28 protein-coding genes are annotated in these 21,018 nt (G+C 50.5%); 3 read left to right on the forward strand and 25 right to left on the reverse strand.

Features of this window, described 5'->3' with window-relative positions; genetic code table 11:
* Positions 1 to 5: 5 nt before the first annotated feature.
* The 10 genes from OGX67_RS19865 to OGX67_RS19910 all read right to left on the reverse strand — a co-directional run bounded on the left by OGX67_RS19865 (position 6) and on the right by OGX67_RS19910 (position 7,874).
* Positions 6 to 308, reverse strand: a complete 303-nt coding sequence (locus tag OGX67_RS19865) for a phage tail assembly protein (protein WP_257651854.1) — start codon at positions 306 to 308, stop codon at positions 6 to 8.
* Positions 309 to 362: 54 nt separating this feature from the next.
* The gene (locus OGX67_RS19870; protein ID WP_286527036.1) at positions 363 to 878 is read right to left on the reverse strand and encodes a phage major tail tube protein; all 516 of its coding nucleotides are present in this window, start codon (positions 876 to 878) and stop codon (positions 363 to 365) included.
* A gap of 9 nt (positions 879 to 887) precedes the next feature.
* A complete protein-coding gene (locus tag OGX67_RS19875; RefSeq protein ID WP_257651853.1) occupies positions 888 to 2,060 on the reverse strand; it encodes a phage tail sheath protein in 1,173 nt (390 codons plus the stop codon).
* 228 nt (positions 2,061 to 2,288) lie between these two features.
* Entirely contained in the window at positions 2,289 to 3,299 is a 1,011-nt protein-coding gene (locus OGX67_RS19880) for an acyltransferase family protein (protein ID WP_257651852.1), read from the reverse strand.
* A 127-nt stretch (positions 3,300 to 3,426) separates the two neighbouring features.
* Complete coding sequence (locus OGX67_RS19885) at positions 3,427 to 4,023, reverse strand: tail fiber assembly protein (RefSeq protein ID WP_257651851.1); 597 nt, start codon at positions 4,021 to 4,023, stop codon at positions 3,427 to 3,429.
* The gene (locus OGX67_RS19890) at positions 4,023 to 5,450 is read right to left on the reverse strand and encodes a phage tail protein (RefSeq protein WP_257651850.1); all 1,428 of its coding nucleotides are present in this window, start codon (positions 5,448 to 5,450) and stop codon (positions 4,023 to 4,025) included. The genes OGX67_RS19885 and OGX67_RS19890 overlap by 1 nt, the downstream gene beginning before the upstream one ends.
* On the reverse strand, positions 5,447 to 6,052 hold the full coding sequence (locus OGX67_RS19895) for a phage tail protein I (protein ID WP_257651849.1): 606 nt from the start codon (positions 6,050 to 6,052) through the stop codon (positions 5,447 to 5,449). The genes OGX67_RS19890 and OGX67_RS19895 overlap by 4 nt, the downstream gene beginning before the upstream one ends.
* Positions 6,045 to 6,953, reverse strand: coding sequence for a baseplate assembly protein (locus OGX67_RS19900; RefSeq protein ID WP_257651848.1), 909 nt, complete (start codon positions 6,951 to 6,953; stop codon positions 6,045 to 6,047). The genes OGX67_RS19895 and OGX67_RS19900 overlap by 8 nt, the downstream gene beginning before the upstream one ends.
* A complete protein-coding gene (locus OGX67_RS19905) occupies positions 6,940 to 7,299 on the reverse strand; it encodes a GPW/gp25 family protein (RefSeq protein ID WP_257651847.1) in 360 nt (119 codons plus the stop codon). The genes OGX67_RS19900 and OGX67_RS19905 overlap by 14 nt, the downstream gene beginning before the upstream one ends.
* Entirely contained in the window at positions 7,296 to 7,874 is a 579-nt protein-coding gene (locus tag OGX67_RS19910) for a phage baseplate assembly protein V (RefSeq protein ID WP_257651846.1), read from the reverse strand. The genes OGX67_RS19905 and OGX67_RS19910 overlap by 4 nt, the downstream gene beginning before the upstream one ends.
* 91 nt (positions 7,875 to 7,965) lie before the next feature.
* On the opposite strand from OGX67_RS19910, the gene OGX67_RS19915 reads away from it, so the two are divergent.
* Positions 7,966 to 9,660 carry a hypothetical protein gene (locus OGX67_RS19915; RefSeq protein WP_257651845.1) on the forward strand — a complete coding sequence of 565 codons (1,695 nt, stop codon included), beginning with the start codon at positions 7,966 to 7,968 and terminating at the stop codon, positions 9,658 to 9,660.
* A 74-nt stretch (positions 9,661 to 9,734) separates the two neighbouring features.
* Here the strand turns inward: OGX67_RS19915 and OGX67_RS19920 are convergent, their stop codons facing one another.
* From OGX67_RS19920 to OGX67_RS19970, 11 genes are all read right to left on the reverse strand, one after another.
* Positions 9,735 to 10,184, reverse strand: a complete 450-nt coding sequence (locus OGX67_RS19920) for a phage virion morphogenesis protein (protein ID WP_257651844.1) — start codon at positions 10,182 to 10,184, stop codon at positions 9,735 to 9,737.
* Positions 10,177 to 10,608, reverse strand: a complete 432-nt coding sequence (locus OGX67_RS19925) for a phage tail protein (protein WP_257651843.1) — start codon at positions 10,606 to 10,608, stop codon at positions 10,177 to 10,179. Before OGX67_RS19925 ends, OGX67_RS19920 begins: the two co-directional genes overlap by 8 nt.
* Complete coding sequence (gene lysC / locus OGX67_RS19930; protein WP_286527043.1) at positions 10,571 to 10,813, reverse strand: Rz1-like lysis system protein LysC; 243 nt, start codon at positions 10,811 to 10,813, stop codon at positions 10,571 to 10,573. The genes OGX67_RS19925 and lysC overlap by 38 nt, the downstream gene beginning before the upstream one ends.
* Complete coding sequence (gene lysB / locus OGX67_RS19935) at positions 10,704 to 11,132, reverse strand: Rz-like lysis system protein LysB (protein ID WP_286527045.1); 429 nt, start codon at positions 11,130 to 11,132, stop codon at positions 10,704 to 10,706. The genes lysC and lysB overlap by 110 nt, the downstream gene beginning before the upstream one ends.
* Positions 11,129 to 11,644 (reverse strand): lysozyme, encoded by a 516-nt coding sequence (locus tag OGX67_RS19940; protein ID WP_286527047.1) that lies wholly within the window; start codon positions 11,642 to 11,644, stop codon positions 11,129 to 11,131. The genes lysB and OGX67_RS19940 overlap by 4 nt, the downstream gene beginning before the upstream one ends.
* Entirely contained in the window at positions 11,625 to 11,840 is a 216-nt protein-coding gene (locus OGX67_RS19945) for an HP1 family phage holin (RefSeq protein WP_286527049.1), read from the reverse strand. The genes OGX67_RS19940 and OGX67_RS19945 overlap by 20 nt, the downstream gene beginning before the upstream one ends.
* 3 nt (positions 11,841 to 11,843) lie before the next feature.
* The gene (locus OGX67_RS19950) at positions 11,844 to 12,047 is read right to left on the reverse strand and encodes a tail protein X (RefSeq protein ID WP_166515006.1); all 204 of its coding nucleotides are present in this window, start codon (positions 12,045 to 12,047) and stop codon (positions 11,844 to 11,846) included.
* Complete coding sequence (locus OGX67_RS19955; protein WP_286527055.1) at positions 12,047 to 12,511, reverse strand: head completion/stabilization protein; 465 nt, start codon at positions 12,509 to 12,511, stop codon at positions 12,047 to 12,049. Before OGX67_RS19955 ends, OGX67_RS19950 begins: the two co-directional genes overlap by 1 nt.
* Before the next feature lie 93 nt (positions 12,512 to 12,604).
* On the reverse strand, positions 12,605 to 13,255 hold the full coding sequence (gene gpM, locus OGX67_RS19960; RefSeq protein ID WP_286527057.1) for a phage terminase small subunit: 651 nt from the start codon (positions 13,253 to 13,255) through the stop codon (positions 12,605 to 12,607).
* Between the two features lie 3 nt (positions 13,256 to 13,258).
* Positions 13,259 to 14,323 (reverse strand): phage major capsid protein, P2 family, encoded by a 1,065-nt coding sequence (locus tag OGX67_RS19965; RefSeq protein ID WP_286527059.1) that lies wholly within the window; start codon positions 14,321 to 14,323, stop codon positions 13,259 to 13,261.
* A 16-nt stretch (positions 14,324 to 14,339) separates the two neighbouring features.
* Complete coding sequence (locus tag OGX67_RS19970; RefSeq protein WP_286527061.1) at positions 14,340 to 15,173, reverse strand: GPO family capsid scaffolding protein; 834 nt, start codon at positions 15,171 to 15,173, stop codon at positions 14,340 to 14,342.
* 142 nt (positions 15,174 to 15,315) lie between these two features.
* Between OGX67_RS19970 and OGX67_RS19975 the strand changes: the two genes are divergently transcribed.
* On the forward strand, positions 15,316 to 17,082 hold the full coding sequence (locus OGX67_RS19975) for a terminase ATPase subunit family protein (protein WP_257651842.1): 1,767 nt from the start codon (positions 15,316 to 15,318) through the stop codon (positions 17,080 to 17,082).
* Positions 17,082 to 18,122 (forward strand): phage portal protein, encoded by a 1,041-nt coding sequence (locus tag OGX67_RS19980; protein WP_257651841.1) that lies wholly within the window; start codon positions 17,082 to 17,084, stop codon positions 18,120 to 18,122. Before OGX67_RS19975 ends, OGX67_RS19980 begins: the two co-directional genes overlap by 1 nt.
* A gap of 2 nt (positions 18,123 to 18,124) precedes the next feature.
* On the opposite strand, the gene OGX67_RS19985 is transcribed toward OGX67_RS19980, so the two are convergent.
* The 4 genes from OGX67_RS19985 to OGX67_RS20000 all read right to left on the reverse strand — a co-directional run bounded on the left by OGX67_RS19985 (position 18,125) and on the right by OGX67_RS20000 (position 20,997).
* On the reverse strand, positions 18,125 to 18,829 hold the full coding sequence (locus OGX67_RS19985) for a DUF4145 domain-containing protein (protein WP_137347562.1): 705 nt from the start codon (positions 18,827 to 18,829) through the stop codon (positions 18,125 to 18,127).
* 305 nt (positions 18,830 to 19,134) lie between these two features.
* Positions 19,135 to 20,115, reverse strand: coding sequence for a HEPN domain-containing protein (locus tag OGX67_RS19990; RefSeq protein WP_257651840.1), 981 nt, complete (start codon positions 20,113 to 20,115; stop codon positions 19,135 to 19,137).
* Positions 20,112 to 20,648 (reverse strand): hypothetical protein, encoded by a 537-nt coding sequence (locus OGX67_RS19995; protein ID WP_257651839.1) that lies wholly within the window; start codon positions 20,646 to 20,648, stop codon positions 20,112 to 20,114. Before OGX67_RS19995 ends, OGX67_RS19990 begins: the two co-directional genes overlap by 4 nt.
* A gap of 160 nt (positions 20,649 to 20,808) precedes the next feature.
* Positions 20,809 to 20,997, reverse strand: coding sequence for a hypothetical protein (locus OGX67_RS20000; protein WP_151225021.1), 189 nt, complete (start codon positions 20,995 to 20,997; stop codon positions 20,809 to 20,811).
* Between the last annotated feature and the right edge of the window lie 21 nt (positions 20,998 to 21,018).

Consider the following 21,018-nt stretch of genomic DNA (forward strand, 5'->3'; position numbering starts at 1 on the left):
AATCGTCAGGCTGTCGGTAAACCGGCAAGCACCGACTTCTTCAACAAAAAAGTCACCACCTCGACCGACAGCGCGGTGAGATCGGCGGGGTCCAGTTCAGCCATTTCCTGTGCGGTCAGCGTTGGGGTGGAAATACGCGGGATCACTGTCATCATGGCCCCCACGTCCATATCCATAATGGCCTGCAGGCGGGTGCCGCGCAGCGCACCGGACTGCGGCTTACGCAGCACAATTTCGGTGATTTGGGTTTTACCGCGCATGATTGGCGTATCCAGTTGTACGGTTTTGTCAGTCAGCTTGTCGCTCATGTTCGTTTCCTGTTAATCAGATACTGGCGCGGATCACCGCGCCGTTAAGTTAAATCAGAGGCCAAGGGCGTTACGGTGTGCTTCCATCAGGTCCACGCCGTCAACGATGTCAATCATGTTGACCACATCAACCTCATAGAGCACTTCGCCGTTAATGGTCAGCTTCGCGTAGCTGTTGGTGCTGCTGACCTTGGTGGTGCTGCTCTCGCCGGTTTTCCACTCGCCGGAATCCACTTCTTTATGACGCCCGCGCACAACCAGCTCAATGGCCTGCACTTCGCCGGTATCGTCGCGCTGAATGGAGCCGGTGAAGCGCAGTTGGATGCCGTCAACAGTGGCTTTGCCCATCTGCTTGAATAACAGCAGTTCAGTGCCGCCGATTGAAAATTCCGTATCCAGTGCGCCGTCATCCAGCCCCATATCCACATCCACCGCGCCCGGCATACCGCCGCCGCGATACTTCTCAAACTTGCGGGTGAATTTCGGCAGGGTCAGGGACTCAACGATCCCCTGCCAGTTGTTCCCGTCGTTGAACAGGTTCAGGTGTTTTAACTTGCGTGGTAATGCCATGTATCCCCCTTATGCACTGACACGGCTGGCAAAATCGACCAGGTAGCGATCGGTGATGCGCTGGCGCAGCATCAGATTTTCAAGCGGCGGCACAGGCGTGTAGTCGTAGTCGATGGTGAGTTTCCCGGCTTTCAGGGAGTCTTTATCGTTCACTGACTCATCCAGCCAGCAGTCCGCCCCGATGAGGTATCCCTGATTCACCAGGCTGCGTAATTTGGCGCGGATACCTTCGATAATGTCGCGAGCCAGTGACGGATTCAGTGGCTTATCCACCGCCCACATGTGCCCCTCTGCAATCGTGTCAGCCAGCACCTGCGCCGTGCGGGTGTAGTTCTCAAACGCAAACAAGGGATCGTCACTGAGGCAGCGGGAACCCCAGAAGCGGAACCCGTCTTTGCAGATTAGCGTGGTGACGTCATTCTGGTTCAGCAGTCCCGCATCCGTTGCCGGGTCCTGCAGATCCCAGAACACATCAGCGGAAATACCGGTGACGCCATTCACACCTACGTTGGACAGGGTTTTGTGCCAGCCGGTCTGTTCGTCGATTTTGGCGCGCAGACCGAGCGCACGGGCGGAGGCGTAAGCCGTCGCATCGGCTTTCAGAACGGTGTCAAAGTTGATGAAATCAGGCCAGATCAGCATCCCCTCTCGCTGGCTGAAATTGTCCCGGTAAGCAATGGTTTCTTCCACCGTCTTGCAGCCCCAGGCGGACAGATAAGCAAAACCGCGCAGACTCTGCGCCACACTCATCAGCTCAGTGGCAACTGCCTGCGTGTCGTGCCCCGGCACACCGAGAATGCGCGGCTTAACTTTCAGTTGCGACTGCGCAGAAAGCAGCGCTTTCATCCCCGTTTTTTTACCGTCAGCGGTCACGCCGCCGATAATGTTGGAGGTGGTTTCCGCTTCGGTTTCGCCCTGCGCCACGCGCACAACAACCGTCACGGGTTTTGACTGGTCGGCAATCGCATCCAGCGAACGGGCCAGCGTGCCGGACTCGCCTGCTTTACCGCTGGCCTCCAGTACATCCGTCAGCAGAACCGGCTTATTGAGAGGGAATACGGACGCATCAGCATCATCGCCGGTGCAGACCATGCCCACGATAGCAGTGCTTACCGTGGTGAGGGAGCGGGTGCCGTCGTTGACTTCAACAACGCGCACCCCGTGGTGGTAATCCTGAGCCATAGTGGCGAACCTCCTGATTGGATTAGGCTTCGCACTATGTTGTATTGATTACGCCATGCAGACAGCTGATGTGCGTTGTACGATTAATCACACAATGTCGCAGGAAATTTTCGGTACGGCGTTGATAACTAAAAACGTTGTTCGGGATAGGGGGGCACTTTACAGGATGGGAATTAATACTCGTTTTAAAAGGCCTCGTCGGTTGACGAGAGCCTTTTTTACTTTTACTTAAATATTTTGATTCTGATAAGCCTGCGTTATTCTTTTCATAAGCTTATGCCTGAACGATTCCAAGGGAGATTCAATGCAATGATAGGCAATAGCCCCACCGCCAATACATAAAGCTATAGTAACTAAATATGCAGTAATATTACCCAAGAAGTTAGGGTAAACAATAAAAATTATCATTATATGAAATAAGTAAATTGAAAAACTATATTTCCCCAAATCCGCCATGATTTTTGAAGATAAAAGCGTGCTTATATACCCACTGGAATTTACTTGCAGATATACAAAGAGAGCAATAAATGGCCCTAACACCACAAACTTATTACCCAGCCAACCATTAACTCCTTGAAAAGGAGGCGTCAACATTATAAATATTAATATAATTGCAATTGACACCCCATCACTAACGAGAGATGATATTTTAATTTGAAAACAGTTATACATAAACGCAATTATAATTCCATACATAAAGACAGGAATGTAATACGACAGTCTGCCGTTGATTTCGTCATCCGTATAAGGGTATATAAAAGCGAACGCTAAGGTTAACAATACCAAAAACAACAAAGAATATTTTCTACCTGCAACTTTCTGGATACTAGATGCGAGATAAACCACAATCGGCAACAAAAAGTAAAACTTGAATTCTATCGGAATAGTCCAGAGATGGATGTAAGTACTATCAAATGAAATTATCGATTTCATTTTCTCTAAATCATAAAACCCCATAAGGTAATAAATTAATACTGCAATATAAAAAATCGGTAATATCCTTATTGTTCGCCCTAAAAGATAACTCAACACATTCAAGAACGAAAAACCAGAATTAATAAATTTATGTGTCAACAAAAAAGCGCTAAGAACAAAAAACAACCAAACACCAGGCTGTCCCGTACCTCCGAGATGATCATGCAGTGAGGGAAAGAATAGCCCCGTAGCATGCATCACCACAACAATCATCAAAGCGAAACCTCTTACGCCATCGGCAGAACGTATTTTATTCTCTTTCATATTGATTTTTATATTAAAAAATGAGGACCTAATATTATCACAGAAACAGAAAACAAACATCCTCCCCCTCGTATTCATACCACATAGGCAGTGTGGGGGAGAATAACACTAACCATTTAATTATCAGTCACTCGGGCTTCCTCGGCCACGTGATATCTGGCGCAGTTGACGTGTCTACCACCTGCACCGCTTTGATGTAATTCATCCAGGTGATTAGTCTGACTTTATCTTCATCACTGATAATTCCTAATTGTAGTTCTGTCTGCCATAGATTGATTGTTAGCTGAGCCTTTGCCAGAAGCTCCGCTTTCTTATGTTCAGCTGTTTCTACATAAACCTTGTACTGCGCCTCGGTATCCGTCACCCATGCGCTACCGTTCCACTTATCATATGGTGTAGCAGGAGGCAGTTCTGTAGTGTTCTCTGGGTAATCTCCCAGCTCTGACACAACTATTTTTTTGCCAGTTTCTGTGCTGTAAACGCTCTCACCTCGGTGATCAGCAATATATTCCCACTCGTTAAGGTCCTTAGTCCGGCAAATGGCTAACCCCTTTTTACTTTTACCCGGCATATCAATGCATGAATTAGCAGGAACGCCAACCCCTACGGCAAGAAACTCAATAGTAGAAGAAAGATATTCACGCGTCTCAATATCAAAGTTAAACACCGTTATATTGCCAGATTCCACAGCTATAAATTCATTATTAAGTTTCGCCTCAGTCATTATGCTGCTCTCACAATGTAATTAAATGAAATATTCCGCGGACGTGTTTCTGCCGCTGTTCGTGTTACCGTACTTGAGTCTAAATGAGCCTGTTTATATTGTGAGATGCTTGTTGCTTGTGTAACGACACCGTCTCCGCTTTCACGATTTATACCCGTAAAAACTCCATCAGCATAAGTAAACATACCGTTTGTACCATAGCCAATGGAGCCGATAATCGGCTGCATAGCATCAGTCTGAGACGTTAGAACCTGACGTCCAGCATCTACTCCACGCCCATCGTCCCACCCACGAATAAATTCACTGCGTAGATCTGGTAATTTTAATGACGGATAAACCTGCGCCAGTTTCGGATATTGTGAGGAAATGAATGATGCTCCATTACATTTCAACCAACCTTCCGGCGGTATTGCAGTAGGCCACGGAATGGGAACACCGACTGGCAACGCACTGCCCTCTCCAAGATGAAGATTTTTTAGAAAAGCAGAAATATCGGCAATATCAGCGCCATTAGCTGCTTTATCCATTTTTCCCGCCAACGCAGTCATTACTGTTGTCGCAAAGTTAGGATCATTCCCCAGCGCAGCAGCCAGCTCATTTAACGTATCCAGCGCCTCCGGCGATGAACCGACCAGCCCGGCAACTGCCGCTTTCACAAATGCGGTCGTGGCAATCTGCGTATTGTTCGCCGTCTGCGTTGCAGTAGGAGCTGTTGGCGTTCCGGTCAGCGCAGGGTTTGCCAGCGGAGCCTTGAGCGCCAGTGCATTGTTTAACACCGTTACCACCGCCTGCACAAATGCCGTGCTGGCAATCTGAGTTGTGTTAGTTCCCGCCGGTGCTGTTGGCGTTTTCGGTGTGCCAGTCAATGTTGGGCTATCTTTAGGCGCATACTGCGAATGAGGATCAACAGCAGCAAGATGCTTTGCCATCAGGTCATCCACATACACCTTAAGCTCCAGCACCTTATCATCCACATATTTGCGGGTTGCCAGAACCACTGCAGGGTCAATTTTCAGGGTGATGTTATCGGTGCTGCTGGTAATCAGTACCATACGCACGGTCTGCGTGCGTCCGCTGCCCTCTGCCAGCTTCGGCTTGTAGCTTTCCGGGCAGTTGCCTACTGCAATCAGTGCGCCCGTCTCATCGAACAGGCCAACTTCACGAATCCACCAACCGCCGTCAGTTTCGGGAATAACTTGCTCAGCAATCAGCTGGCTGCTGTTCTGCGGATCGATGTACAGCATATTCAGTGCCGCCCGGCGCTTTTCAGCCACCAGTTTTGTCTGCTGTGCATTGGGTGCGGGCAGAACACCACCGCCGTCACCCACCGCCATCTGCGTAATTTTCAACGGAACACCGAGCGCGGCGGCGCTTGCCAGTTTCGCCGCGCCGATCTCCGTCAGCAGGGTATAAAATTTTGCGCTCATGGATTCACTCTCACTGTGTCAATAACATGGACTGCGCCGCCCTCAAACAGAGCACCGCCGGAAATAATGGTTTCGTTGATATACGGGTACACCGTAATTTCCTCGCCAATATACGTCCCGGCTCCCACCCAATACGGGCCGCTGGTCTGCAGGTTGATGGACATGCCGATCAGGTGGCGGCTGCTTGGTTTGGCGTCACTTATCAGGCGCTCCAGCTCCAGAAAGGTTTCCTCTGTAATGCCCTGGTCCTGCACGCCAATATCCAGACGGAACGTGCCGGGGGCCTCGTTGGTCTGCCACCATTCCAGAATGCGGATCAGGAAGCCGAACGGCTCCACCACCCTGCGCACGGCGCTGGTTGTGCCTTTGCGCTGATGGACATAGAAAGCATCCTGCACCACCTGGCGCTTAACGCTTTCCGCCCAGTTTTCATCCCAACGATCCACCGAAAAGGCCCAGGCCAGATAAGGGAGAAAACGGACCGGGCACGTTGCCGGGTTCCAGAGATCACGCAGCTGCACCTGCAGATCGGAAATGCCGCTGCAGCTCTGCGCCAGGCGGCGCTCAAGCGGCGAGGAGCCTGGGGGCATCAGGCTATTCATCTGTCCCCCCGTTGCTCACATTCCAGGTGGTGCAGGATGCGGCCTGGGTTTTATCCAGCACCACATCCGCCAGGGGAGCAGTCAGCTCCACTCGCTGCACACCTTCAACATGCAGCGCAGCATAAATGGCACTCAGGCGAATATCCCGGCCCAGCCGCGTCTGGCTGGCAATGTATTTCTGCAGGCTGGCTTTGGCCTCTGCCATTACCGGCTCAGCTTCCGGCCCCGGATAAATAAAGATCGTGGCGTCCACGCTGTACGGGATAATCTCTGCGCTGCGTACTGTCAGACGGTCAGCCACCGGGCGCACGCTCTCACTATTGAGCGCCTTATCAACCACTGCCAGCAGGTCAGCCCCTGCAGTGCCGTCACCTTCGCGACTTAACACGGTAATCACCACCTCCGCCGGGGCCGGGCTGGTTGCGCTGGCATCAGATACGCGACCATCTGCACTTTTGGCGTGAAACTCATAGGCTGCCGTCGGTCCCGCTACAGACAGCCCCTCAAAGGCTTCCGGGATACGCGGGCGCAGTTCTTCATCTGTCTCGTACACTGCCGGAACGGGTGGCACAGCATTGTTATCCGCCGGGGTCACGATCAGCCGCTTCACGTTGCAATTCGCCGCGAGCTGGTCCAGATCATTGCTGTGTGAGTAAGCCACCATGACCGCCAGTGCAGCCTCGTTGATGCGCTGCCGCAACAGGACCTCACGGTAGGTACTTTCCTGCAGTTGTTTGGTGATGGGTTCGGACTCCAGCGCCAGCGTCCGGCGCACGGCCTCCTGCTGGTCTGCGGGATGCAGAGCCACAAAGCCCTCTTTACGCTCAGCCAGCAGCGTTTCAAAATCCGGCTCATCCACAATCTGCGGCGGCGGTAGCTGGGAAAGGTCAATTGCTGCCATTCTGCACTCCAGGGGTAACGGAAAGGGAAACGGGTGAGCCATCGGTACGCCGCCCGGTCAGCTCCACAACCATAGAGCCGTCAAAGTCACTGCTGATGGTGATTTCATCCAGTGTCAAACGTGGCTCCCAGCGCATCAGCGCGACATAAACAGCACTCATCATCTGCAGGCGCAGCGCCGGGTTTTGTGGCTGGTCAATCAGGGCAGACAGCAGCGATCCATACTCCCGGCGGGCAATACGGCTGCCTTGTGGTGTGATGAGAATATCTTTCACGGACTGGCGTAGATGTTCAGTGTCCGTGATGGCCTTGCCCGTGGTGCTGTTCATACCGTAATACATCGTCATACCGGGCCTCCCGATGTGTCTCCGCCGGACTTAACACCTGTGTGACCGTGCTTATCAGCCACAACCCCGTTAGAACTCATCTCACCGCCGCCCTGGGTCACACCACCGTTGATCACTACCTCGCTGTTGATGCGGGTGGTGTTGGCCTCCACCACAAACTCCCCGGTTTTATAGGTGACGTTATCCGCCGCCTCGATCACCATGGATTTGATACCGCGCACATACCAGCGCCCGGTGGAGGGTTCGTATTCAAACCAGCCGCCGTCGTCATACGCCGTCACGTTGCCGTCCTCAGAATCTGAGGGGGGCGGAAACTGATTTGAGTAGACAGCAGGCAGTGCAAAGGCGGTTTCCAGATTGCCGCCCAGGCTGAACAGCACAACCTGCTCACCCACGGACGGTTTCCACCAGGTCCGTGATTTCCCGGCACGGCAGGTCAGCCAGTTAATCCAGTTGGTTTCAAGGTCACCCGTTTTCACCCGGCACAGCCAGTTAACCCGGTCCACTTCGGTGACAGTTCCGGTGCGGATCAGGTTGGTGATAAGGCGCATGATTTCGGTCAGTTGAGCGTTCATGGGTGCAATTTTGAAACGTACTGAATGGATTTTCTTTACGGTGGTATTGTATGGTTAACAATACAATCCAAAACCACCTCAGGTGCTACTTATGCTGCAACTCTGCAATGGAAATTTTTTAAAAACGGATAATTTGTATAAAACCCATCATAGGACTCCTCTGTATACAAACTTATCTATACCGAGAGAAGGTATTGATTTTTGCATCGGAAAATTATTGCCATCATCAATGTATCTATCCCCTAAAGTCATCATATGTGAAATCGAAGAGAGACAACCATCTAAGAACCCTGACGGGAGCCTAGCCCCATTCATTTCTACAACCGGCCAAGATTTAATGAATGATCTTGCTCACGTAATATCCTTTTATTTTTGTGGCCTATGTACAACATCCCAATCATTTACAAAACAATTACTAAGCGGCGAAAGAATAGCTGGAAATGCAACTCGTGATTATTTAAGCAAATTTTTCGATGAAAGAATAACCATCACGCAGGAGCAAGCTTTAGCTTTTCAATTGTTTTTTAGTAAATTAGTAAACTCGCCAAGAGCTTATTATGAAAAATCCATTCAAGCAATACGACGATATGTCACTGCAGCAATTAGAATATCTGATGATTTAGATGCGGCATATACATTATTTGTTGCTTCAATTGAATCATTATCTCAAGACGCCCTCGAATCTGAAATAAACTGGGGAGATATTGATCCAAGAAAAAGAAAAAATTTAGATGAAATAATAAAAAATCTAGATGACTCTATAGCAAACTCAATAAGAGATGAAATTATTAGTCATGAGCATTTAGCTTTGAGTCGCAAGTTCCTTACTACAACAATGAACTCTTTGGATAGAGATTTTTACAATGCAAAAGACAAGAGTTTTCGGTTAGCCGGTGAAAATGAACTCAAAATAGCCATAAAAAATGCATACAATCTCCGTTCAAAATATGTACATGTACTTAAACCATTACCACCTGAAATAGCTGAGCCTCACAACCTTAACTACTGCGTTGAGGTTGACGAAAAACCTCACCTAACTTTCAATGGATTGGCAGCAGTTAATAGAGAGGTCATACTTAAATTTGTTAATGACATGCCATTCTGTGAGAAGGAAGATCTAGATATAATGAGAATTATTCCTGGTGTTAGATTTGCTCGCATGTCAGAAGAATATTGGATGCATGATGTAAGAGCATTAGTCAAAGGAAATTATATTTCGATGTTTTCTGCCGTCCTATCTCGAATCGAGCACGGAATTATTAATGGAAAACATGAAATACCAAACATGCAACTGGTTGTAAATGAAATCGGAAATCGACTTGCAACTGAAAATAATAAAGATGACATACGAATACTCATGTCAATACTGACTCTATTGTCAGCCATTTATAGATTCACTCTAGATGAGTCGTATGACAAGACAATACAAAAGCACACACATTTTTATGATAGTAAAGGAATAGAAATGTTGCTTATCAACACTATGTGCGGAGTAAAACTCGAGAGTATCAATGAGTACTACGCATCGTTCAAAGCATACATTCAATCTAAGTATCAAAAGAAAAAAATTAAACTTTCTGAATTTTTCGAATCATTAATCTGTGCAAATCTCGCAAATCATTTCCTCGGCGACAACAACCACACGATCCTTAATGAATTATTAGACCACATAGCTATCAACACACCTAACTCACCAATAAAAATAGAGCACTTTAATAAAGATCAAGAACAATACTTTGACATACCCAATTACTTGCAAATTAACAAAAGCTCGACCACTGACTAAACTACATGCATAAAAGGAGTATTTAAATACTCCTTTTATGTTTTCAATCGCAACAACCATATAACATCAAGACTCTAATTACGATTAATCCAACGAAGTAGAATATCTTCTACTGAGATTCGCATTTTATCATTAAGCCCAAGCAATCTTCGCTCAGCATAACGCACTTCCGGCCCCCGACGGCTTACACGATCCCGTAAGCCGTAATGATGTACCCGTGCAATCCGCTGCACCTGCCCGACAAACTCGACACTTGCAGAATCGGCAGTAGCGGCGGTTTTCAGGTATTTCGTGGTGCGGAGTTTGGCGAACATCTGCCGCTTAATGCGGCCCTTTTTCGTTCGGGCTGTCACCCGGCGAGGCTCGAAACCCGTGCCATCAGGATTACGCTGCAGCCGAATGTTGTTCTGCTGGGTCCGGCGTAACTGTTGCGCGAGCTCTCGCATCATTCGGCTACGTGCTACTGGTTCCAAATTTGCCAGCAGCGCTGCCAGCCAGGCGTCTACTTTCTGCAGCTCATCCACGATTCACCGTCCACATTTCTTCCGGTTCATCAGGCTCCGGCTCCGCTTCAACGGTTGAGGTCCCGCCCTGCGAACTCACCAGAATGCGCTCCGTCAGCTGCAGGTCCAGGCTGATGTCGCAAATGTCATTACGCAGAATATCCACCTCAAAGGAAAACAGCTTTTCGCGCAGATCCGGGTTGTTGATGGCATCCGGCTGATTCTCCATCAGCCACAGCAGCACCGGGGCCATCAGCAGATTTTGATCGCCGCTGAAGTCTTCAATCACCACATTCAGGGTGTAACGGTATTCCCATGACATGGAGCTGGCACCGGTTGCCACCAGTGAGCCTTTATCCACAAACAGGTGCAGCTTGTCCGGGTTGTCCCGGACATAGGCCACTGACTTATTTAGCGCTGCGCGCAGGGATTGCGGCTTGTTCACTGTCTCGCTCCTGGCATGACACAATGGTGTCCACTTTGTCTGCACAGACCGCCCAGGCGGCCTCCGTTTCATCCAGCAGGGTCAGCAGATCGCCGTTACTGCACGGCGCTGACCTTTCCAGGCGGCACTGCGTCACCTTTGGACAGCCACTCACGGTAAGCTGCACCTCCGGTGATGGCGGGTCTTTCGCGCAGCCTGACAACATCAGGAGGCAAAAGAGTGTCAGCCCAGCGGCGCAAATCTTCGTTTTCACGTTTAAGCTCCTCGATCCGGTTCTGCCGCTGATGCAGCAATGCGCGCGTATCTTCTGCCGCTGCATAGAGCCGCGTCTGCTCCCGGCTGTTGGTTTCGGTCAGAATGGACAGGCCGATCAGCTGGCTGTTTTTCTTCGTCAGCTCCTGGGTTTTACTCTCCAGCGCAGCGCCCTGAGTTTTGATGGTGTGGCTGGCGTTATTGAGCCGCCACGACTGCAAGCCCAGCGCCGCCACTACCAGCGCCAGCATCACAGCAAGGGTGCGCGTCATGCGCCCGCCCCTTTCAGACACCAGGCCATTTCCCGCCCGCGGCGGTTGTCCAGCCCCTGATTAAACACGCCCTTGATGTACACCCAGCGCGGCAACTGCCGACACGCCTCCACCCAGCGCTTTTGATTGAGCAACTTAACCAGCGTGGAGCTGCAGGCACTGCCCGTGCCGACGTTGAACGCGAACGACACCACCGCGTCATAGACCTTTTGCGGCATCGTCTGCAGCACGCATTTTTCCAGGGCCCTTTCCACTTTCAGCACATTAGTGATAAGCCCCTGCGCCGCCTGGAGTTCAGTGATACCCCGGTCCGGCACCACGCCGGAGGTGTTACCGATGCCATCGGTCCACACCCCCGCGCTGCACTGGTACGGCTGCAGGCGACAGCCTTCGTAATCGGCAATCAGTTTCAGGCCATCCAGCGAGGTGTGGAGGGTCTGAAATCCCGGTAGCGTGGCGGCGATTGCCAGCACCGCGCCCACCAGGCAGCGCTTAACGATTGATGGATTCATACGCCTCCCGTGAGAGCTTCCCGTCACGCAGCAGCTGGAAAGTTTTGTGTTTGTAGTACCAGTTGATCAGCATCATCAGCACGCCAATCAACACACCGCCAACCGTGGAGGCATCCTTGATGGACAGGTCCCCCATCCATGCCAGCACCGCGGCGATGAAATACGTGATAAAAGCGCTGATTCGTTCAAGCGTCATGATTCAGTCCCATAGCTGAACGGTCTGCACGGTGGGCGTTTCCGTTATATCCGGCAGCTCCACCTGCAACCCGTGAGGTAAAAAGGGGCCGTATTCAGCCAGCCCCGGATTTGCCCGCAATACCTGCTCAGTGACACCCTGCGTGCGCCCGTAGTGCCGCCAGCACAGCGCGTCCACAGTGTCATACTGATGCGCACGCACTTTCATCAGATAAGCTCCACCGTACAGTGCGGCGCATCCTGCACCCGGCTGATAGCCCAGCGGGCATCACGCCACAGATCACCGCTGGCCTCCGCCAGCGCCTCCCCTCGCTTCACGCCTGACGCCGTGGCATCATAGTCCTGATAACGCTCATTGAGCACAGCGCGCGCCCAGCAAAAAACGGCGTTGTGGTAGTGCCGGATACGCTCGCTTTTGCCGTCCAGCATGTCCGCCGGAACCTCAGCCAGTGCCCGGTAGCCCAGCAACTGCTGGCGGTTGCGGAAGTCGTACAGCTCAGCGTTAACCTCAGAAATAGCCGTCAGCACAACCTGCTTTAAACGCGGCTGCGTCACCGTGCCGTCAGTGCGCATCACACTGCGAAATTCCGACAGGTCCACATCAGGCCAGAACGGCGTATTTTTGATGACCTCCGCCTGTTCCGGTGTCTGTTCGGGCGCAACAAACTTCATGCGGCTTTCTCCTGAATAAGTGGGCGGTGGACGGAATTTTGATGTGGCAGTGCCTTTCGCCATCCCGTGCCGCCCGTGCGCGGGGCACGTTCGTTAGCGGCTGTCATTGCGCAGTCTGCGCTCCAGCTGCTGCTTTTCTTTTTTCACACCACAGCGGGGATCAAGCTGCAGCGCATGGGTAAGGTGATTCAGGGCAGACGCCGGGTTGCTTTCGCTCAGTACAGCGCCGATGGCTTTATGCAGGCGTGCCCGCGACTGGTCCGGCATATCCAGATCGGTTGTCAGGTCCAGCGTCAGCAGAAGCAGATCGGCATCAAAACCAGCAGCGGCTAACAGAGCGCTTTGCGCCGCGTCTGCCATTTCTTCTGCCAGCACGGTCTGCACGTTGCGGTTGCCCAGAGGCATCACCCAGCCATGGCGCAGCGCATGACGCCCGATTTCCAGCGCACCGGCATAATCACCGGCGTCGATACGCCACAACATCACGTACATCAGCACGTCATCCTGCTGCGCACCTCCGGCAGCCAGCACGCCCTCTGCCCAGGCAGAATATTTCGGCAGCAGCTCCACCTTGATTTCCGCCTTTTTCACCGTGGACTGGATGCCTTTAAGCCTGCGACGATCTTCTGCCAGTTGCAGCAGCATCAGGTCATAACCCGACGCATGGCGAACACTGCCGCCCTCACGGGCGGCCTGTTCGGCCTGAATACGCAGGCGGTGTTGCCGTGCGGGACTCAGGCTCATGCGTTATTCCCCACCTTCCGGTGCGGCAGGCACGCTGAAATCACCGATTTCGATGTTTTCTACCAGCGCCGCGCAGCGGTAGTCCTCGACCACATACGCCTCGTTGACGGATTCAAAGTTTTCAATCCGGTCGCGTTTCGGGTTGTCGATAACTGAACGGCGGCGGGTGTCTTCCTGCCAGTAGATGGACAGGTTATCCAGACGGGTGATCAGCAGGGCATTTGCCGGGAAGAAAGGCGCGCGCACAGCCTGCAGGCCGCCCATGCGTTTCTGGCTGATGATCAGATCGGCGGCGATTTTCTCGCTGTTGTCCTGCTCTTTGTTGACCAGCGGGAAATACTTGTCAGACAGCAGTTCACGACCACAGACAACAACCAGCTCGTCATCATCCTGATACTCCACATCGATCAGCTCGTTGACTGTATCCATCACCACCGCATCAAGATTTAGATACTTACCACCCGGACCTACTTTTACCGGTTCCGCCGTAGTGGTGCCGTCTTCTGCGCTTTTGCTGCCCATGACATGATCCGGCGCGTCTTCGCGGATTTTCTGCAACCAGCCTTTATTGACGTCCTGCAGCAGCGGGTTTTCAGCACGGTTGGACGTTTTGGCGCGCTTCACGCCGTTAAAACCGATCATGATGCGGTCCAGCGCCTGACGCTTGACGATGGCGTTGCGGATACGCACCTGGAAGTCCTGGAACTTGGCCCACAGGTCCAGTTTTGCGTAGGTCAGCACCGTATCAAAGTTGGTCTGCTCGCATTTGTATTCCACGTCTTCCATCAGCGTCGGATCGGTAGGCTCGCGCTCTTTGGTGGTGGTATCGGTGGTTCCGGCAATGGTGCTGCCCACGCCCAGCCCCAGCAACTGCCCGGACTGCTCAGTGACCGGCGTGATGTTAATCAACGTCAGGAAAGCAGCGGACTGCTGGATCTGGTCTTCCAGCGTCTGCTGCACGGACGGTTCAACAGTGAACTTGCTGGAGAGTTCTTCAACCTCCACACCGTTCAGGCGCGCCAGCTGCTGCAGGTAAGCGTTAAAGGCAAAGCGGGTTTTCTTTTTCATCGGGTTTTATGCTCCATCAGCAATTGGTCAGGGTGCCTGCCGGTGCGTCACCACCCGGCGCGCGCTGGCGGTAATCCTTGCGGCTGTCTTCACGGCTCAGCTGCTGCTGTAACTCGGCAAAAGCGGCCTGCTGTTCCTGCAGGGATGACTCCAGCTCAGAAAGGCGCAGGTCCTGATCGGACAGGGATTTGTCAGTGCGTTCGCTCAGGTTCTGCTGCTCGGTGGCGACCAGTTCCACGGCTTTATGCACATCAGAGAAGCGCGCATCGTCGGTCTGCTCTTTTTTGGTGAACAGCGCGGTTACGCGGGCAAAGAGGGACGTTTTTTCGTCCTGGGCTTCTTCCAGTTCGATCTGCGTTTCTTCGGCAGCGGTAAACAGGTTTTCAGGGTTCTGCTTACGGTTTGCCAGCGGGTTATGTGCGGCGCTGGCGCTGAATGCCAGCATTTCGGTGCCGAGACTCGCCGGATCGTCTGTTGCCGCCAGCCCCACAAGATAGGCTTTACCGGTGTCGGCAAACTTCGGGCTGACCTCCATGGAGGTGAAAAGCTTCTGGCCTTTTTTCACCAGCGCTACCAGGGAGTCCGTCGGTTCAACATCGGCGTAAAGCGCCATCTTGCCCGCCAGCGGACCGTCCTGGATTTCTTCCGCAACCAGCGCCGTCACTTTGCCGTAACGGTTGAAGGCACTGTCCGGGGAATAAGACTTGATGTGCTCAAGGTTAATCAGCGCGGTATAGACCGCCGGGTTGTAGCTGGCAGCCATCTGTACCAGCCATTCACGCTGGATCTCGCGCCCGTCAGTGGTGGCACCTTCCACACCGATACGGAAACGCTTTGCTTTCACTGTCATGAGCCGTGCTCCGTTAGAAATAACTTACTGGAGCCTTATGTTTGCGGTGATGGGGGGAGTGAGACAACGCGCTGTATTTGTACGGTAAACCACACAAAACGCAGCCGGGGAAAGCCGCCATCCAAGGCCGTATGTTTGGGCCATGAACACGACACTGACCCCCGCAGACCTCGATCCCCGTCGGCAGGCTATGCTGCTGTACTTTCAGGGATACCGCGTAGCCCGCATTGCTGAAATGCTGGGCGAAAAAGTTGCAACCGTTCACAGCTGGAAAAAACGCGACAAGTGGGGCGACTATGGGCCGCTGGATCAGATGCAGCTCACCACCGCCGCACGTTACTGCCAGCTCATCATGAAGGAGCAGAAAGAAGGGAAAGACTTCAAGGAAATTGACCTGCTGGCGCGCCAGTCAGAGCGTCACGCCCGGATCGGAAAATTTAACGACGGCGGGAACGAAGCAGATTTAAACCCGAAAGTAGCTAACCGTAACAAAGGTCCGCGCAGGCAGCCGGAAAAGAACGTTTTCACCGACGAACAGATCGAAAAACTGGAAGAAGTCTTCCATGCCTCAATGTTCGACTATCAGCGTCACTGGTTTGAAGCCGGGAAAACAAACCGCATCCGCAATCTGCTCAAGTCGCGCCAGATTGGCGCCACGTTTTATTTTGCCCGTGAAGCATTGATTGACGCCCTGCTGACCGGACGCAATCAGATTTTCCTTTCTGCCAGTAAGGCACAGGCGCACGTCTTTAAGCAGTACATCATCGACTTTGCCAAAGAAGTTGAGGTGGAGCTGAAAGGCGATCCTATGGTGCTACCTAATGGCGCAGCATTGTACTTCCTCGGCACCAATGCCCGTACGGCGCAGAGCTACCACGGCAACCTGTACCTGGATGAATATTTTTGGATACCGAAATTCCAGGAGCTGCGCAAGGTGGCTTCCGGGATGGCCATTCACAAGAAATGGCGACAAACCTACTTTTCCACGCCGTCCAGCCTGACCCACAGTGCCTATCCGTTCTGGTCCGGAGCGCTGTTTAACCGGGGCCGCGCCAAAGCGGACAAGGTGGATATTGACCTGACCCACAGTAACCTTGCGCGCGGCCTGCTCTGCCCTGATGGACAATACCGCCAGATCGTCACCGTTGAGGATGCGGTGCGCGGTGGCTGTAACCTGTTTGACCTCGACCAGCTGCGCATGGAATACAGCCCGGACGAATACCAGAACCTGCTGATGTGTGAATTTATTGACGATCTGGCGTCAGTGTTCCCGCTCAGCGAGCTGCAGGCCTGCATGGTGGACAGCTGGGAAGTCTGGACTGATTTTCAGGCGCTGGCGCTGCGTCCGTTTGGCTGGCGTGAAGTCTGGATCGGTTATGACCCGGCGAAAGGTACGCAGAACGGTGACAGCGCAGGGTGCGTGGTGGTGGCACCGCCAACCGTGCCGGGCGGCAAGTTCCGCATTCTTGAGCGGCACCAGTGGCGCGGGATGGACTTCCGCGCCCAGGCTGACGCTATCAAAAAGCTGACGCAGCAGTACAACGTGACCTATATCGGCATCGACTCGACCGGCGTCGGTCACGGTGTTTACCTGAACGTAAAAGACTTTTTCCCAGCAGTACGGGAGTTTGTCTACAACCCTAACGTCAAAAACGCCCTGGTGCTTAAGGCATACGACATTATCAGCCACCGCCGTCTGGAGTTCGACGCCGGGCATACCGACATTGCGCAGTCCTTTATGGCTATCCGCCGGGCCACCACCGCCAGCGGCAACCGCCCTACCTACGAAGCCAGCCGCAGCGAAGAAGCCAGCCACGCAGATTTGGCCTGGGCAACGATGCACGCACTGTTTAACGAGCCGCTGCAGGGCGAATCCGCCAATACCAGCAATATTGTGGAGATTTTTTGATGAGTGAACCAGAAGCCTTAACCAGCACCACGCCAACAGAAGATACGGCGCCTAAAAACGCAGGCGTAACTGCCGAGGCTTTCAGCTTTGGCGATCCGATCCCTGTGCTGGATCGCCGCGAGTTGCTGGACTATGTTGAATGTGTGCAGATGGACAGGTGGTATGAGCCGCCGGTCAGCTTTGATGGGCTGGCTCGCACCTACCGCGCCGCCGTGCATCACAGCTCACCGATTGCCGTAAAGCGCAACATTCTGACCAGCACCTTTATTCCGCATCCGCTGCTGAGCCAGCAGGCATTCAGCCGCTTTGTGCAGGACTATCTGGTATTCGGTAACGCCTATCTGGAGAAACGGACGAACCGGCTCGGCGGTATTCTGTCGCTGGAGCCATCGCTGGCGAAATTCACCCGCCGCGGCGTGGATCTGGATACCTACTGGTTTGTGCAATACGGTATGACCACGCAGCCCTACGAGTTCACTAAAGGCAGCATCTTTCACCTGATGGAGCCGGATTTAAACCAGGAGATTTACGGTCTGCCGGAATACCTCTCCGCCATCCCTTCCGCCCTACTGAACGAATCCGCCACCTTGTTCCGCCGGAAGTATTACATCAACGGTAGCCATGCGGGGTTCATCATGTACATGACCGACGCCGCGCAGAATCAGGAGGACGTGAACAACATCCGTCAGGCGATGAAAAGTGCCAAAGGACCGGGGAACTTCCGCAACCTATTTATGTACTCACCGAACGGCAAAAAGGACGGGATTCAGATCATCCCACTGTCAGAGGTGGCGGCAAAGGATGAGTTTCTGAACATCAAGAACGTGAGCCGCGATGACATGATGGCAGCACACCGTGTTCCACCGCAGATGATGGGCATCATTCCCAACAATACCGGCGGCTTTGGTGACGTGGAAAAGGCCAGCCGCGTCTTTGTCCGCAACGAGCTGATACCACTACAGAAGCGACTGCAGGAATTGAATGAATGGCTGGATGAAGAAGTAATTTCATTCTCTCCATACAGCCTAAACGTAGATTAAACTTAGTTTCCCTTCTTTTTTCTTGCCTCACGCCTTGCTCTAGCCTCAACAAGGCGCTGAGGCTCAGTGTACAAACGCTCAAGAAAAATGTAGGTGAAATCCTCTAAATCTTCAGCGGCATCCTTATCTAATATACCTTCGTGAGCACCATCATTCCCATCATCTTTGACACATTCAGCCAACTCTCTCAAGGACTCAGGCAAAATACTATTTTCAAACAACCATTCCATTCTTAGCCCAAGGCTTCTTTTTATTTTTGCCGCAGGCGCGTCATCACCATTTGGAATAAGCCCTTTTGTTGCGTAATCAAGACAAAGCCTAAACATAGTGGCCGCTGCGTTGTAGCAGCCAATCGCCAAACATTTTGCCCCTTCTTCATATGCAGTATTTATATGTGCAGGCAAAAATTCAGGCGGTTCACCAACCATAAGATCTGCAGGAGAAATACAACGCTTTACTCTGGCTACATCCTTCAGCCCAAATATTGCCATCCTCCAATCAAAAGAATCCAATGCTTGTTCTTTTTGTTTATTTTCGCAAAGAAAAAGCGTCGTTTTATGGCATTCTCTGCACACACAATAAACTTCATACACAGGAATATCCTGCATATCAAAAGACCGATAAGTCCCACAACAGTTTGCACCACGTACATCAAAAGCAATTTTTTGTGTACCACATCTCGGACAGTCGTCTACATACGTTGCCATGACCCAATCCCCCACTAATTCCCTATAAACCGAGCCGAATCGAGGCCCTTGACGTATTACATTTTGATATCAACGCTTCTGCTTTACAACCATCAGCGCGCGCTCGTATCCCCGCCACGCCTGCCCGCTTTGTGCAATGGTTTTCATGCACTGCATGATTTGAGCAAATCCCCGCCATTTCTGATAGGCCTAAGCATAAAAGATCTTCTGGCGATCATGCGAATTCATGCGGCAACTGGCAGAACATGTAACGTATCAAGAAACTAAAATTCCCGATACTAGAGGCCTTAGTTCAGAATGTGTGCCTACTTAACTTTCTCTTCAAGACTATAAATTATTGTTCCATGGGTATCATTAATTACATGTGTGTTGAGTTCAAAAATATCAGGTATATACTCTTTAAATTCAGAAATACTTGTTATATTATTGTTAATTGCATTTCTCACAGCCCCTTGGCACCTTGATACACTCAGAACCATCACTTGGCAAAATAGATCAAGCTCAGACGAGGCAAACTCAATATTTCTAAAACCATGATGAACTGAGTTATTTCTAAACTCTCTAATTTGATCTAAAACACTTGGCAATTTCTTTTTCCAAAAATGATATCTCTCATGTAATTCCAAATTTTTTATTAGATGCAGGGACACATCCTGACTATTTTTCCCGTTAGGAAACCCTAGAAACCAACGAATCATCCCACTGATATTATCGGACTCATTCTCCTTAAGAAGAGCCTCAAGCGCAAACCAATAAAAAAGTATTTTTAGCTGCTTATTATTTTCATGCTTTGCATTTCTAAACCAGTGGAGTGATCGCAAATATCTTTTACTCAATTCATTATCCCTTGATAATAAATAATGATCATTATCATATTTTTGAATCATTCCTTGTTGCAACATAAATGTTGTGGATGGTTTGAAGCTATCATCATTCATATGATGAATAGCCCCACTATCCAAGTTTTTAACCAATCCTATAGGTGAGAGATTAAAATTCGATATCGGAAAATTTATTGAGATGACATCCATTACTTCAGAAAATATATTTTCTGCAATATTTAAAGCATCAGCAACATTGCTTGCATTTACAATAGCAGCAATTCTTGCACATAATTTGTAATGGTTATAGTCAAGATAACTCTTCTTTGCAACAGACTCAAAAAAGCTGGATTCCTCACTTGTATCTGCACTCGGGCCTCTCAATTCCACTTCAGAATAAACTAAGGTGTGAGGCAGATAAACACTCTGAGACTGCAATATCCGGACAACTAAAAAAGCACTCATAACTTAATCCTTACTAGCGTATCCGTAAATTCCTGCACAGCAACTTTCTTTATTCGTGCCTCAGCATTAGCGTTTAGTTTTAATTTATTTTTCTTGAGATATGACAATAACATTGTGATTGACACATACGATTCAAAAGTAACAACAAGCCCAATAACCTTGGTTAAAACATCTGGTTTTAATCTAGTTAATAAAATATGTTCGAGGACAAATGAAAAACCCTTGACATTGTTTACTGAGTAATAATATTCCAACTGTAAAATCTGTACATCAACAATTCTTTTAGAGTTATCACATAGAAATTTATCATATCTAGCCACACCTTCGTTATCAAAAGATTTTATTGATAGCTCATAACCTAAAATATTAGCATTTAAGTTATCAGGTCGCAATTTAATTAATATCTGAAAATAATATTTAGCCTCTAAAATTCGACCTTTACCTATTAAAAAACTTATATATTCACTTAATCTCTTTGGATATTTTTTATGCTCTAAAGGTGTACACCTGAACTTTTTCTCTAAATCATCCATAAAAAATACCATTATAATCACCCATTAATCTCAACATTACAATTGCTTAGAGATAATTTCAAGGGCTTATGTCACATACAGAAAACCTGCGTCACCCATTGGCTTAACGCAGGCTACTGTTTATAAATTTATCTAATCAATAATCACAGCTAATGAAAATTCAACTGGACATATCACTTGAGCGGTAACTTTCATGAGCGTAAATTTTCGCCATTAGCTCGTCCGTCAATTCCGACACCCACTGGATAGCCAGCCGCTTTTCTTCGTCGCTGCACTCACTAGCCGCTACAAGCTTGATAAAAAAATCAATACGCTGGAGCTTCAATGACTCCAAAAGATAGTCCTGCATCTTCCCTCCTATCATTACACG

This window comes from Citrobacter sp. Cf118, from assembly GCF_030334095.1.
GTDB lineage: Bacteria > Pseudomonadota > Gammaproteobacteria > Enterobacterales > Enterobacteriaceae > Citrobacter > Citrobacter freundii.